General features: G+C 66.5%; 9 protein-coding genes. 6 read left to right on the top strand and 3 right to left on the bottom strand.

The window, feature by feature from the left end; all coding sequences use genetic code 11:
- The first annotated feature begins 28 nt into the window (after window positions 1–28).
- The 5 genes from BLW48_RS09875 to BLW48_RS09855 all read left to right on the top strand — a co-directional run bounded on the left by BLW48_RS09875 (window position 29) and on the right by BLW48_RS09855 (window position 9773).
- A complete protein-coding gene (locus BLW48_RS09875) occupies window positions 29–3640 on the top strand; it encodes an indolepyruvate ferredoxin oxidoreductase family protein (RefSeq protein WP_093174360.1) in 3612 nt (1203 codons plus the stop codon).
- Between the two features lie 292 nt (window positions 3641–3932).
- Window positions 3933–4265, top strand: a complete 333-nt coding sequence (yajC, locus tag BLW48_RS09870; RefSeq protein ID WP_013544185.1) for a preprotein translocase subunit YajC — start codon at window positions 3933–3935, stop codon at window positions 4263–4265.
- Between the two features lie 89 nt (window positions 4266–4354).
- Window positions 4355–6238, top strand: a complete 1884-nt coding sequence (gene secD, locus BLW48_RS09865) for a protein translocase subunit SecD (protein ID WP_093055363.1) — start codon at window positions 4355–4357, stop codon at window positions 6236–6238.
- A gap of 18 nt (window positions 6239–6256) precedes the next feature.
- Complete coding sequence (secF, locus tag BLW48_RS09860; RefSeq protein ID WP_093055365.1) at window positions 6257–7210, top strand: protein translocase subunit SecF; 954 nt, start codon at window positions 6257–6259, stop codon at window positions 7208–7210.
- Between the two features lie 157 nt (window positions 7211–7367).
- The gene (locus BLW48_RS09855; RefSeq protein ID WP_093076210.1) at window positions 7368–9773 is read left to right on the top strand and encodes a DUF1631 family protein; all 2406 of its coding nucleotides are present in this window, start codon (window positions 7368–7370) and stop codon (window positions 9771–9773) included.
- 12 nt (window positions 9774–9785) lie between these two features.
- Here BLW48_RS09855 and BLW48_RS09850 read toward each other — a convergent pair whose 3' ends face one another.
- The 3 genes from BLW48_RS09850 to BLW48_RS09840 are packed head-to-tail and all read right to left on the bottom strand — an operon-like array spanning window position 9786 to window position 12729.
- Window positions 9786–10304 (bottom strand): Smg family protein, encoded by a 519-nt coding sequence (locus BLW48_RS09850; protein WP_093055369.1) that lies wholly within the window; start codon window positions 10302–10304, stop codon window positions 9786–9788.
- A 34-nt stretch (window positions 10305–10338) separates the two neighbouring features.
- Window positions 10339–11478 carry a DNA-processing protein DprA gene (gene dprA / locus BLW48_RS09845; protein ID WP_093174358.1) on the bottom strand — a complete coding sequence of 380 codons (1140 nt, stop codon included), beginning with the start codon at window positions 11476–11478 and terminating at the stop codon, window positions 10339–10341.
- 33 nt (window positions 11479–11511) lie between these two features.
- Complete coding sequence (locus BLW48_RS09840; RefSeq protein WP_093055373.1) at window positions 11512–12729, bottom strand: LysM peptidoglycan-binding domain-containing protein; 1218 nt, start codon at window positions 12727–12729, stop codon at window positions 11512–11514.
- A 159-nt stretch (window positions 12730–12888) separates the two neighbouring features.
- On the opposite strand from BLW48_RS09840, the gene def reads away from it, so the two are divergent.
- Complete coding sequence (gene def, locus BLW48_RS09835; protein WP_093055375.1) at window positions 12889–13407, top strand: peptide deformylase; 519 nt, start codon at window positions 12889–12891, stop codon at window positions 13405–13407.

Here is a 13407-nt window from a genome sequence, read left to right as displayed (position 1 = left end):
AAGGCCCTGCCATACGGAGACAAAGAACATGAATGCACCGCTACCTGCGCACATTCGCAAGGCCCTGGAGACCGTCACGCTCGACGACAAATACTCTCTGGACTACGGCCGTGCCTTCATGAGCGGCGTCCAGGCCCTCGTCAAGCTGCCCATGCTGCAGCGCCTGCGCGACCAGCAGGCCGGCAAGAACACCGCCGGCTTCATCAGCGGCTACCGCGGCTCCCCGCTCGGCGGCTACGACCAGGCGCTGTGGAAGGCCAGCAAGTTCCTCAAGGAACAGAGCATCGTCTTCCAGCCCGGCGTGAACGAAGAGCTGGCCGCCACCGCGCTGTGGGGCACGCAGCAGCTGGGCTTCTCCCCTCAGGGCACCAACAAGTTCGACGGCGTCTTCGGCATCTGGTACGGCAAGGGCCCGGGCGTGGACCGCTGCTCCGACGTGTTCAAGCACGCCAACATGGCCGGCACCACCGAGTTCGGCGGCGTGATCGCTGTGGCGGGCGACGACCACATCTCCAAGAGCAGCACGGCCGCGCACCAGAGCGACCACATCTTCAAGGCCTGCGGCACGCCGGTGTTCTTCCCGGCGAACGTGCAGGAAATTCTCGACCTGGGCATCCACGCCTTCGCGCTGAGCCGCTTCTCGGGCGTGTGGTCGGGCATGAAGACGATCCAGGAGATCGTCGAGTCGAGCGCCACGGCCATGATCGACCCCGAGCGCGTCGAGATCGTCATTCCCACCGACTTCGAAATGCCGCCCGGCGGCCTGCACATCCGCTGGCCCGACCATGCGCTGGAGCAGGAAGCCCGGCTCATGCACTACAAGTGGTACGCCGCTCTGGCGTACATCCGCGCCAACCGGCTGAACCACAACGTCATTCAAGGCCCGAACGACCGCTTCGGCATCATGGCCAGCGGCAAGGCCTTCAACGACACCCGCCAGGCGCTGATCGACCTGGGCCTGGACGACGCGGCCTGCCGCCAGCTGGGCATCCGCCTGCACAAGGTGGGCGTGGTGTGGCCTCTCGAAGCGCAACTCACGCGCGAGTTCGCCACCGGCCTGCAAGAGATTCTGGTGGTCGAGGAAAAGCGCCAGGTCATCGAATACCAGCTCAAGGAAGAGCTCTACAACTGGCGCTCCGACGTGCGGCCTAACGTGGTCGGCAAGTTCGACGAAGGCGAAGTGCATGCGGCCGAGGGCTACTCCGGCGGCGAATGGTCGGTGCCCAACCCGACCGCGCACACCCTGCTGCGCGCCAACGCCGACCTGAACCCCGCGATGATCGCCAAGGCGATTGCAGCGCGCCTGAAGAAGACCGGCCTGCTGGCCGCCGCGGGCGCCGACATGACGGCCCGCATCGAAGCGCAGCTCGCCATCCTCGAGGCCAAGGAGCGCTCGATGGTGGTGCAGCAGGCTTCCACCAGCGTGGTCGACGCCACGCGCCAGCCCTGGTTCTGCTCGGGCTGCCCGCACAACACCAGCACCGTGGTACCTGAAGGCTCGCGCGCGATGGGCGGCATCGGCTGCCACTTCATGGCGACCTGGATGGACCGCTCCACCATCGGCTTCACGCAGATGGGCGGCGAGGGCGTGCCGTGGGTGGGCCAGCAGCCTTTCACCACCGACCAGCACATCTTCGCGAACCTGGGCGACGGCACGTACTTCCACAGCGGCCTGCTCGCCATTCGCCAGAGCATCGCGGCGGGCGTGAACATCACCTACAAGATCCTCTACAACGACGCGGTCGCCATGACGGGCGGCCAGCAGGTCGGCGAACGGCCCGAAGGCCACTCGGTGCTGCAGATTGCCGAGAGCCTGCATGCCGAGGGCGCCAAGAAGGTCGTTATCGTCACCGACGAGCCCGAGAAGTACGAGGGCGTGAACATCCCCGGCGACCACGTGCAGGTCAAGCACCGCGACCTGCTCGACGACGTGCAGCGCGAGTTCCGCAAGATCCCCGGCACCACGGCCATCATCTACGACCAGACCTGCGCCACCGAGAAGCGCCGCCGCCGCAAGCGGGGCACAGCCGTCGATCCGGCCAAGCGCGTGGTCATCAACGAGCTGGTCTGCGAAGGCTGCGGCGACTGCAGCGTGCAGAGCAACTGCCTGAGCGTGGAGCCGCTGGAGACCGAATTCGGCCGCAAGCGCACCATCAACCAGAGCAGCTGCAACAAGGACATGAGCTGCCTGAAGGGCTTCTGCCCGAGCTTCGTGACGGTCGAAGGCGGCCAGCTCAAGAAGAAGGGCAAGAACAAGGCGGCCACGCCGGCCGAGTTCGGCCTGCTGCCCGAGCCCGCGATTCCGTCGCTGGTGGGCGGCAAAGTCTGGGGCGTGGTGGTGGCGGGCGTTGGTGGCACCGGCGTGATCACCATCGGCCAGCTGCTGGGAATGGCTGCGCACATCGAGGCCAAGGGCATCGTCACGCAGGACGCGGCCGGCCTTGCGCAAAAGGGCGGCGCCACCTGGAGCCACGTGCTCATCGGCGACACGCAGGACGACATCCGCACCACGCGAGTGGGCACCGCGGCGGCCGACCTGATCCTGGCCTGCGATCCGCTGGTCACGGTGAATGCCGAAACCATGGCGCGCATGCGCGAAGGGCGCACGCACGTGGCGCTCAACAGCCACAGCGCACCGACGGCCGCCTTCGTGCGCAACGCCAACTGGCAGAACCCCGAAGACGCCTGCGCAGCCGAGATCGCGCGCGCCGTGGGCATCGACGGCATGGGCACCTTCGATGCCGACGCCGCCGCGACCACGCTGATGGGCGACACCATCTACGTCAACCCGATGATCCTGGGCTACGCCTGGCAGAAGGGCTGGATCCCGCTGGAGCACGAGTCGCTGATGCGCGCCATCGAGCTGAACGCCGTGGCGGTCGAGAACAACAAGACGGCGTTCGAATGGGGCCGCCAGGCAGCGCTGCGCCCCGAAGAACTGCAAAAGCGCGTGCGCCCTGGCCAGGTCATCGAGTTCAAGAAGCGCGAGTCGGTCGAGGCCATCGTGGCGCGCCGCGTGGAGTTTTTGACCGGTTACCAGAACGCGGCCTATGCCGACGAATACAGGCAGTTCGTGGGCAAGGTGCAGCAGGCCGAGTCGGCCACCGGCAAGAGCACGGCGCTGACCGAGGCGGTCGCGCGCTACCTGTTCAAGCTGATGGCATACAAGGACGAGTACGAAGTCGCCCGCCTGCACACCGACCGCACTTTCCTCGACCGCGTCGAGGGCATGTTCGAAGGTGACTACAAGCTCAACTACCACCTGGCTCCGCCGATCATCGCGAAGAAGAACTCCAAGGGGCAGCTGCAGAAGCAGAAGTTCGGCCCCTGGATGCTCACTGGCTTCAGGTTCCTCGCGAAGCTCAAGGGCCTGCGCGGCACGGCGCTCGACATCTTCGGCCGCACCGAAGAGCGCAAGACCGAGCGCGCGCTGATCGGCGAATACCGCGCCAGCATCGAGGAAGTGATCGGCGCCCTGCGCGCCGACAACCACGCGCTGGCGCTGGAGATCGCCAGCCTGCCCGAGCAGATCCGCGGCTACGGCCACGTGAAGGATCGCAACCTGGCAGCGGCCCGCACCCGCTGGAGCGAGCTGATGGCCAAGTGGCGCAACCCGCAGGCGCAGCGCGTGGCGGCCTGATTTTCAGGGCTGATTGATCATGCAAAGGGCGCCCATGGGCGCCCTTTGCTATTGAAAACGTAGCAAAACACGATCAGCCCGAATAGCAGGAAAGCCCTCCCCACCGCGCCGGATAAGCGCCCGGAGCGGCTATCCGCCCCGAATACAATGCCCGGTGCTGTGCGCGGCCAAGCCCCGCCAAGCTTTGATTTGCGGCCCGTTTCCCTTGTGGCCGCGAAGCCGCGAAAGAGGCGGAATGACGGACCCCGGTCCGCGCTCCTCTCGTTTTCTCTTCCCTCTGCTGGAGACTCTCTTGTTCATTTCCTCTGCTTTCGCCCAGACCGCGCCCGCTGCAGCCGGCGGCGGTGACATGTTGTCTTCCCTCGGCAGCATGCTGCCCCTGGTGCTGATGTTCGTGGTGCTGTATTTCGTCATGATCCGGCCCCAGATGAAGCGCCAGAAGGAAGCCCGCGCCATGATCGAAGCCCTGGCCAAGGGCGACGAAGTCGCCACCGCCGGCGGCGTGCTCGGCAAGATCACCTCGCTGGGCGACCAGTACCTCGGCCTCGAGATCGCCAACGGCATCGAGATCAAGATCCAGCGCAGCGCCGTCGTGCAGGTCCTGCCCAAGGGCGCCGTCAAATAAAAGCGTGAGCCGAGCCTTGCGCTTTGCGGCGCAGGGCCCCATTTCACGCCGTGTTCCATTTCTGAAAAGCTTGTAAAAAGCGCCCTCTCATGAACCGTTACCCGGTCTGGAAGTACGCGATCATCGTGATCGTGTTGCTCGTGGGACTCGTCTACGCCCTGCCCAATTTCTTCGGTGAGGCGCCTGCAGTGCAGGTGTCGGCGGCCAAGTCCACCGTCAAGATCGACGCGGCTACCCAGGCCAGGGTCGAAGGCCTGCTCAAGACGGCCGGCCTCACGCCCGATCTGCTGAGCCTCGAACCCACCGCGGTGCGTGCGCGCTTTGCCACCACCGACGACCAGATCAAGGCACGCGACACGCTGCAGCAGGCGCTGGTGCCCGATGCGGACGACCCCTCCTACGTGGTGGCGCTGAACCTGGTGTCGCGCTCGCCCTCGTGGCTGACCGCGCTGCACGCCTTCCCGATGTACCTGGGCCTCGACCTGCGCGGCGGCGTCGACTTCCTGCTGCAGGTCGACATGCGCGGCGTGCTCGACAAGAAGGCCGAGTCCTTCGCCGGCGACATCCGCATGGGCCTGCGCGAAAAGAAGGTTCGCGGCAGCGCCGTGAACCGCAACGGCCAGACCGTCGAGATCACGCTGCGCGACGCCGACAGCGTGGAAACCGCCCGGCGCCTGATCCAGGACCAGATGCCCGACCTCACCACGGTCGAGAGCCAGCAGGGCTCCGAATGGCGCATCGTGGCCAGCATCAAGCCCGAAGCCGCGCGCCGCATCCAGGACGCGGCACTCAAGCAGAACGTGACGACGCTGCACAACCGGATCAACGAACTCGGCGTGGCCGAGCCGGTGATCCAGCAGCAGGGCATCGACCGCATCGTCGTGCAGCTGCCCGGCATGCAGGACCCGGCCCAGGCCAAGCGGATCATCGGCCGCACCGCCACGCTCGAAATGCGCCTGGTGGACGAAAGCGCCGAAGGCCGCTCGGCCGAACTGAATGGCGGCCCGGTGCCCTTCGGCTCCGAGAAATTCCTCGACCGCTCGGGCCGTCCGGTGATCGTGAAGAAACAGGTGCTGGTCACCGGCGAGAACCTCACCGACGCGCAGCCCGGCTTCGACCAGCAGAGCAACCAGCCCAAGGTCGACCTGACCATGGACTCCAAGGGCGGCACCATCATGCGTGACGTCAGCCGCGAGAACTACAAGAAGCGCATGGCCATGCTGATCTTCGAGAAGGGCAAGGGCGAAGTGCTCACGGCTCCGTCGATCAACGGCGAGCTGGGCAACCGCTTCCAGGTGTCGGGTTCGATGACCGTGGCCGAAGCCAACGACCTCGCGCTGCTGCTGCGCGCCGGCTCGCTGGCCGCGCCGATGGAAATCATCCAGGAACGCACCATCGGCCCGACGCAGGGCGCCGAAAACATCAAGAAAGGCTTCGACAGCGTGATGTACGGCTTCGCCGCGATCATGGTGTTCATGTGCATCTACTACGCGCTGTTCGGCCTGTTCTCGTCGATCGCGCTGGCCGTCAACCTGATGCTGCTGGTGGCCATCCTCTCGATCCTGCAGGCCACGCTCACGCTGCCGGGCATCGCGGCCATGGCGCTTGCCATCGGCGTGGCCATCGACTCCAACGTGCTGATCAACGAGCGCGTGCGCGAAGAACTTCGCAACGGGGCGTCGCCGCAGGCGGCCATTCATGCGGGCTACGAACGCGCCTGGGGCACCATCCTCGACTCCAACGTGACCACGCTGATCGCGGGCATCGCGCTGCTGGCCTTCGGCTCGGGCCCGGTGCGCGGCTTCGCGGTGGTGCACTGCATCGGCATCGTCACCTCGATGTTCTCGGCGGTGTTCTTCTCGCGCGGCCTCGTGAACTTCTGGTACGGCCAGAAGAAGAAGCTCAAGACGGTGTCCATCGGCACGGTCTGGCGCCCCAAGACCGACGGCGCTGCCGTGGCCGAAACGAAGTAAGAGGCAGAAGAGACAGTCATGGAATTCTTCCGCATCCACAAGACCATCCCGTTCATGCGCCACGCGCTGGTGCTGAACATCGTTTCCTTCGTCACCTTCGCGCTGGCGGTGTTCTTCCTGCTCCACCGCGGGCTGCACCTGTCGGTGGAATTCACCGGCGGCACGGTGATGGAGGTCGCCTACACGCAGTCGGCCGATGTCGGCAAGGTCCGCGAAATCGTCGGCACGCTGGGCTACACCGAAGTGCAGGTGCAGAGCTTCGGCAAGTCGGTGCAGATCCGCCTGCCTGTGAAGAAGGGCGCAACTTCCGCCCAGCAGAGCGCCGAGGTGATGACCGCGCTGAAGGCGGCCGAGCCGACGGTGGAACTGCGCAGCAACGAATTCGTCGGCCCGCAGGTCGGCGATGAGCTCACCACCAACGGCCTGAAGGCCCTGGCCATGGTGGTCGTCGGCATCATGATCTACCTGGCGTTCCGCTTCGAATGGAAGTTTGCGCTGGCTACCGTGCTGGCCAACCTGCACGACGTGGTGATCATCCTCGGCTTCTTCGCCTTCTTCCAGTGGGAGTTCTCGCTGGCGGTGCTGGCGGCGGTGCTGGCGGTGCTGGGGTATTCGGTGAACGAGTCGGTCGTGATCTTCGACCGGATCCGCGAGAACTTCCGCCGCTACCGGAAGATGTCGACCACCGAAATCATCGACAACGCGATCACCTCGACCATCAGCCGGACCATCATCACCCACGGCTCCACCCAGCTGGTGGTGCTGTCGATGTTCTTCTTCGGCGGCCCGACCCTGCACTACTTTGCGCTGGCGCTGACCATCGGCATCTGCTTTGGCATCTACTCGTCGGCCTTCGTGGCGGCGGCAATCGCCATGTGGCTCGGCGTGAAGCGCGAAGACCTGATCAAGGGCGGCCCGGCCAAGCGCGACGGCGAGTCCGAAGACGACCCGAACGCCGGCGCCGTGGTCTGACGGATACTTCGGGGTTCAACAAAGCGGTGGCGGCAGTGTTGCCACCGCGGTCCGCAGGCAACGCCGGGTACTCTTCGCACTTGTGCGGTAGCGCTTCCCGATGCAAGCTCGCGGTTGTTGCCGATGAATCGATCACCCAGGCCTTTCCGACTTTTCAATGAGCATTGCGCGGTCCGCCTCTTCCCTGCAGCTCGCACGCGAGACGCGTGAGCGTTTCGTATTGGCCACGGAAGGCGCCATTGCGCCGCTGGCCCGCGCGATCCGGGACCGGCTGACGTCGCTGTCCTCCGAGGCCGGCACCGCCCGCGCCATGCAGGAAAACCGCGACGACTTCGTCGCCTTCCAGGGACAGGCCACGCAGTGGGTGACGCTCTCGCAGACCGGCTGGCGCAAGGCGCTGGGCGCCGGCTCCGGCAGTCCGTCGACGCTGCCTTCGGCGCTGCGGCTCGAGCTGATCGGCGACGAAGTGGTGGAAAGCAACATCCTCTCCTCGCGCCTCGCGCAGCTGATCCACGACAAGGCCAGCTTCGAACTCAGCGACCTGCGCTTGCGCATCCAGCACCTCGAAGGCACCACCGAACTCGACGCCAAGGACGTGCTCAAGCCCGAGACGCTGGCCAAGCTGCTGGTCGAGCAATGGCTGGCGGTCGGCCTGAGCCGCGGGCTCTGGACCCGCGTGCAGGACACGGTGCAGCAGGGTCTGGTCGAGGTGGTCGTCAAGGCCTACGAGAGTGCCAATGCTTACCTGATCGCCAATGGCGTGATGCAGGAGATCGACCTCAAGAGCTTCGTCCGTCGCACTGGCAGTGCGGGGGGCGGCGGTGGCAGCGGTGGTGGATCGGGCGCCGCGCCGGTGGACAGCGGCATGTCCTCTGGCGGACCCCACAGCGCGCAGCGGCCTGGTTATGGATTCGGAGGACAGCAGGCATCCGTGCCGTCGACCGTGGCCGCGGCGCCCGCGTCGACCACCGGCGGCTCGCCGCTCTCAATTGCGCGGCAGCGAGCGCAGACCGCGCTGCTGAGCCTCAAGCGCTTCGTGACGGCGCGCATCGGCGGCGAGGCGGGCGGCTCCGCCGCACAGTTCCAGACTGCGGGCGCGGAAGGGCGCGCCACGGGTGGCAGCGGCCAACCGGGCCAGGGCGGCGGCATTGCGGCGCCCCGCGTGTTCTCCAGGACCTTCGCCGGTGCCATCGCTGACGCCGAGGTCGCCTACCGGATGGCTGCCACGCAGTACATGGACGGCGCGGCCGAACAGGCCACGCTGATCCAGCAGACGGCGGTCGACCTGCGCCGGCGCAGCACCGAGCTCAAGAAACGCGCGCCCACCACGGCCGACAAGGCCACGGTCGAGATCGTGGCGCTGATGTTCCAGGCCATCCTTGCCGAGGAGCGAATTCCGTTTTCGGCGCGCGTGTGGTTTGCGCGCCTGCAGATGCCCGTGCTGCGCGTGGCCATTGCCGAGCCCGAGTTCTTCGGCACCCTGCAGCACCCCGCCCGCATGCTGATCGACCGCATGGGCTCGTGCGTCATGGGCTTCGACGCGGCAGCCATCACCGGCAGCGCGCTCGAAGGCGAGATCCGCCGCGTGGTGCAGGTGATCGAGCAATACCCCGAAACCGGCCAGCGCGTGTTCAAGCTGGTGTTCGACGAATTCGTCGCCTTCCTCAACCGCTACCTGACGCAGAGCGACACCACGCAGCGCGTGATGAGCGTGGCGCAGCAGGTCGAGCAGAAGGAAACGATGGCGATCCAGTACACCATCGAGTTGCGCAAGATGCTCAACGACATGCCGGTGCGCGACGAGATCCGCGAGTTCCTTTTCAAGATCTGGGCTGAGGTGCTGGCCATTGCCGCGCTGCGCTATGGCGCGCAGGGCGAGCAGACCGTCATGCTCAAGCGCGTGGCCTCCGAGCTGGTCTGGGCCGCGAGCGCCAAGCCCAACCGCACCGACCGCGCCCGCGTCATCCAGGACCTGCCGCAGCTGCTGCAGCGCCTGCGCCAGGGCATGGCGCTGCTGGGCATCGTCGACGAGCCGCAGGAAGCCCACATCAAGACCATCGGCGCCACGCTGTCCGACGCCTTCCTGTCGAAGACCGAAGCCATTCCGCAGGCCAAGATCGAGGCGATGGCCGAGCGGCTGGCGCACCTGGAGGACTTCGTGAGCGACGTGGGCGGCACCGCCGACCTGCCGCTCGATGCCCACAGCATCGAACTGCTGCTGGGCGTGGATGCAGCGTCGATCGAAGTCATACCGGACGCCGCCGGCGCCAGGGTGCCCGAGGACATGATTGCCTGGGCGCACGAGCTGCAGGTGGGCAACTGGTTCATGCTCGACCATAACGACCGCGTGAGCCAGGTGCAGTTCGTCTGGCGCAGCGAGCGCAAGCAGCTGCATCTGTTCGCGACGTCGGACGGGCGCAGCTTCCTCATTCAAGCCGGCCGGCTCGCAACCTACCTGCAGGCGGGCCTGCTGGTGCCGGCGGAAGAAGAAACGCTCACGGTGCGCGCCACGCGCGAGGCGCTGGCGAAGCTGGATGCCAACCCGGAGCGGCTGCTGAACTAGCGGCGAGCCTGGTCAGTGAGCCGTGCGGCCTTCGCGGCTTTCGCACAGTTCGTCGAGCACCAGCGCATCGGGCTCGATGCCGGTGCTCCAGTGCACCATCAACACGATGATCTTCAGCTCGTCGAGCGCCACCGGGTCGCCAGGCGCGGCCATTGCGCGCTCAACGACGATCTCGCGCAGGCCGCAGGGCAGCACGTTCGACGATTCGAGAAAGCGGATGAAGCCGAGGCATTCGGCGCCAAGGTGTTCCTGCTCGGCCTGCGAATAGACGCGCATCGCGTCGTCAGATTGGGGCATTGCCGCTTCGGGTGTGCCCCGAAGAATGACCGTGGCGCTGGCCTCGTCGTTGGCGCTGCGTTCGATCTGCATGCCTTGGGTTGCAAGGCTGAGGCCGTCGAGCCAGTGAAGGGCCTCGCGGATTTCTTCTGCCTCGAAGCCGTGTGCACTGAGCTTGCGGCCCAGTTGCTCCGGCTCTGGGCAGGCATCGCCGCGCCAATAGTTTTCGTACACAAAAACAAGCACTTCGAACATGAGCCCAATATAGCCGACGTTCGTGCAATCCAGACTAGGTGGAAGCCGCTCGCTGGAAGAGTCCGCCCGGCAGGCGTGAGATATGGCCTTCCAGCTCGAGTTCGAGCATCTTCGCCTGCAGCGCGGCCGCACTCCATCCGGTGCGCGCGCTCAGTGCGTCGAGGCTGACGGGGTCGAAGCCGAGGGCCTCCAGCAGCGGGTCTTCGGTGGTGGCGGCCGGGTGCCCGTTGCCGGCAGAGGGCGCGGCCGCAGCTGGTGCCCCGAGGGGCGGAAGTTCTTCGAGGATGTCGCTCACCGACTCCACCAGCTTCGCGCCCTGGCGGATCAGCGCATGGCAGCCGCGCGATTGCGGCGAATGGATCGAGCCCGGAATGGCGAACACTTCCTTGCCCTGCTCCGACGTGAGCCGCGCGGTGATCAGCGAGCCCGACTGCAGCGCCGCCTCGACCACCAGCGTGCCGCGCGCCAGCCCGGCGATCAGCCGGTTGCGCTTCGGAAAATTCTGCGTGAGCGGCGGCGTGCCCAGCGGCAGCTCGCTCACGATCAGCCCCTGCAGCGTGATGCGGTGCGCCAGGTCGCGGTGCCGCGCGGGGTAGACGCGATCGAGCCCGGTGCCCACCACGGCCACCGTCGCGAGCCGCGGGGCGTCGCCGGCCGCATCGAGCGCGCCCTGGTGCGCCGCGCCGTCGACGCCCAGCGCGAGTCCTGAGACCACGGGCAGCCCCGCCTCGCCCAGCGCCCGAGCGAAGCTGCGCGCATTGGTCGCGCCCTGCGGCGTTGGATTGCGGCTGCCCACCACGGCGATGCTGTGGCCGAGCTGCGTGAGGGCGAAGCCGGCGGCGCCGACTACATAGAGCATCAAGGGCGGGTCGGCCATTTCGAGCAGCGAGGTCGGGTAGCTGGCATCGCCCAGCGTCACGACGCGGCGCGAGACGCCGTTGTCGGTCGTGTGGAGCCACTGCCAGGTCTGGTCGATCTGTGTCTGCAAGCCCACGGGCGGTTGCAGCAGCGCCTCGGCCTGCGCATAAGAGACGACCTCGCGCAGCGCGGCATGCGGCTGCGCGAAGACGCCCTCGGGCAGGCCAAAGGCCGCGAGCAAACGGCGCGCGGCACCGTCACCGATGCCGGGCGTCAGTGAAAGTCGCAGCCAGCCTGCGAGTTCTGCGCGTTCCAAACGAGTGTCGAGAAGGAAAGCCGGAGTCGCAGGTCAGGGATTGACGAGGAAGTCGCCGGCGCGCGGAGTGTCGTTGATTTCGAGCACCAGCGCGTACGAAACCTTCTCGAAGGTGCGGAACACCATCAGCAGGCCGATGCGTTCGTTCGGCAGCTTGATGGTTTCCTTGCGGGCGCCGGTGCGGTCGAGGATGGTCTCGCCGTTCTTCAGGATGGCCAGCACGTGGCCGTTGTCGATGCCGTCGCGCGTGCCCTTGTTGATGGCCACCACCTGGTTCTGCGCCGCGAACTGCACCGCGTTGCCATAGACCGAGATGATGCGGCCGTCGACCTGCGTCGACGGTGCGCGCGGCACGTAGCTCAGCAGCTGGCGCGGCGGCTCGGGCAGCAGGCGGTCGCCGGCGCGCATTTCCTCGCGCGACGCGATGATGTCGATGCTGGCGGGCACCACGGTGATGACGTCCTTGTCTTCCACCGTTTCGACGGTGGTCGATTCGCCGCGCTGCAGCCGGGCCTTGCCCAGGTACTGAGCCTCGTAGCCGAGGATTTCGCCCGTGCCCGGGTCCTTCAGCGGCGTGGCGTTGCGGAAGATGCGGAAGTTCTGCACCGGGCCCGGCACCTCGACCAGCGGCGATTCGGCGTTGCCGCGGGCATAGGCCCGGTCGCCGCGCGACAGCAGCACGCGGCTGTCGTTGCCCGCGACGATGCGCGGGGCGCTTTCCAGCGTGCCGGCGTCCACCACGATGGGTTCGCTGAGGAAGGGCTCGATGATGCTCGGGTTGAGCGTGGGCAGTGCCATGCCGGCCAGCGAGTCGAAACGGGTGCGAGGTGACAGCTTGATGGTTCCGCCGTCGCCGCTGAAGCCGCCGCGGCGGGTGGTCAGGCGGGCGCGGCCACCGCTCTTGTCCAGGTAGAGCACCTGGCCCGGATAGATCCGGTGCGGGTTGGCGATTTCATTGATGTTCATGCCCCACAGCTCCGGCCAGCGCCAGGGGTGCAGCAGGTAGAGGCGCGAGATGGCCCAGAGCGTGTCGCCGGACTTGACGGTGTATTCGTCGGGCGCCTTGGGCGACAGTTCGTTCAGCGGCACGCCGGCCTGGGCGGTCTGCTGGGCGGTGGCGCGCTGCTGCGGCGTGACGGGGTAGTTCTGAGCCCAGGCTGTCGTGGCGCCGCAACTGCCGATCACCGCCAGGGCTGTCAGCGTGGCAAGGAGGGAGGGGCGCTGGCGGTCGGTGAGTCTGAGCTTTTTCATGTCTGGATGGGTGAGCGCGCGACGTATCGCTGCGCATACGAATCTCACAATTTGCTACGAATTCTGCGCTGAACCCCTTGGGAGGGCAACGTTTTCGGGGCCAGATGGCGCGTCACGTCGCGGAATTGGCGAAAATAGCCACAACTTTCCCCCGATTTCATGGCCAAACGAATCATTCTGAGTTACCCGGACAAACGCCTGCACACCGTGGCCAAGCCGGTGCAAGGCGTCGACGCACGCATCAAGACCCTGGTCGCCGACATGCTGGAAACCATGTACGACGCCAACGGCATCGGCCTGGCAGCGACCCAGGTCGACGTGCACGAGCGCCTCGTCGTCATCGACGTGTCCGAGGAGCGTAACCAGCCGATCGTGCTGATCAACCCCGAAATCACATGGGCCAGCGACGAAAAGGTGCTGAACGAAGAAGGCTGCCTCTCGGTGCCCGGCATCTACGACGGTGTGATGCGCTCGACATCGGTCAAGGTGCAGGCGCTCGACGAGAACGGCGAATCGCGCAGCATCGAGGCCGACGGCCTGCTGGCCGTGTGCATCCAGCACGAACTCGACCACCTGCTGGGCAAGGTGTTCGTCGAATACCTCTCCCCCCTGAAGCGCAATCGCATCAAGAGCAAGCTGCTGAAGCAACAGCGCGAAGACATGCGGGAACGGGCTTGA

The sequence above is a fragment of the Variovorax sp. YR266 genome (assembly GCF_900107295.1).
Classification (GTDB): Bacteria; Pseudomonadota; Gammaproteobacteria; order Burkholderiales; family Burkholderiaceae_C; genus Variovorax.
Note: the sequence above shows the minus strand (reverse complement) of the source record. Positions and strands in the feature narration are given on the sequence as shown.

Coding starts and splice junctions, on each gene's coding strand:
- secD (WP_093055363.1), top strand. CDS start 4,355: ATGAACCGTTACCCGGTCTGGAAGTACGCGATCATCGTGATCGTGTTG.
- BLW48_RS09875 (WP_093174360.1), top strand. CDS start 29: ATGAATGCACCGCTACCTGCGCACATTCGCAAGGCCCTGGAGACCGTC.
- BLW48_RS09850 (WP_093055369.1), bottom strand. CDS start 10,304: ATGTTCGAAGTGCTTGTTTTTGTGTACGAAAACTATTGGCGCGGCGAT.
- def (WP_093055375.1), top strand. CDS start 12,889: ATGGCCAAACGAATCATTCTGAGTTACCCGGACAAACGCCTGCACACC.
- BLW48_RS09840 (WP_093055373.1), bottom strand. CDS start 12,729: ATGAAAAAGCTCAGACTCACCGACCGCCAGCGCCCCTCCCTCCTTGCC.
- BLW48_RS09855 (WP_093076210.1), top strand. CDS start 7,368: ATGAGCATTGCGCGGTCCGCCTCTTCCCTGCAGCTCGCACGCGAGACG.
- secF (WP_093055365.1), top strand. CDS start 6,257: ATGGAATTCTTCCGCATCCACAAGACCATCCCGTTCATGCGCCACGCG.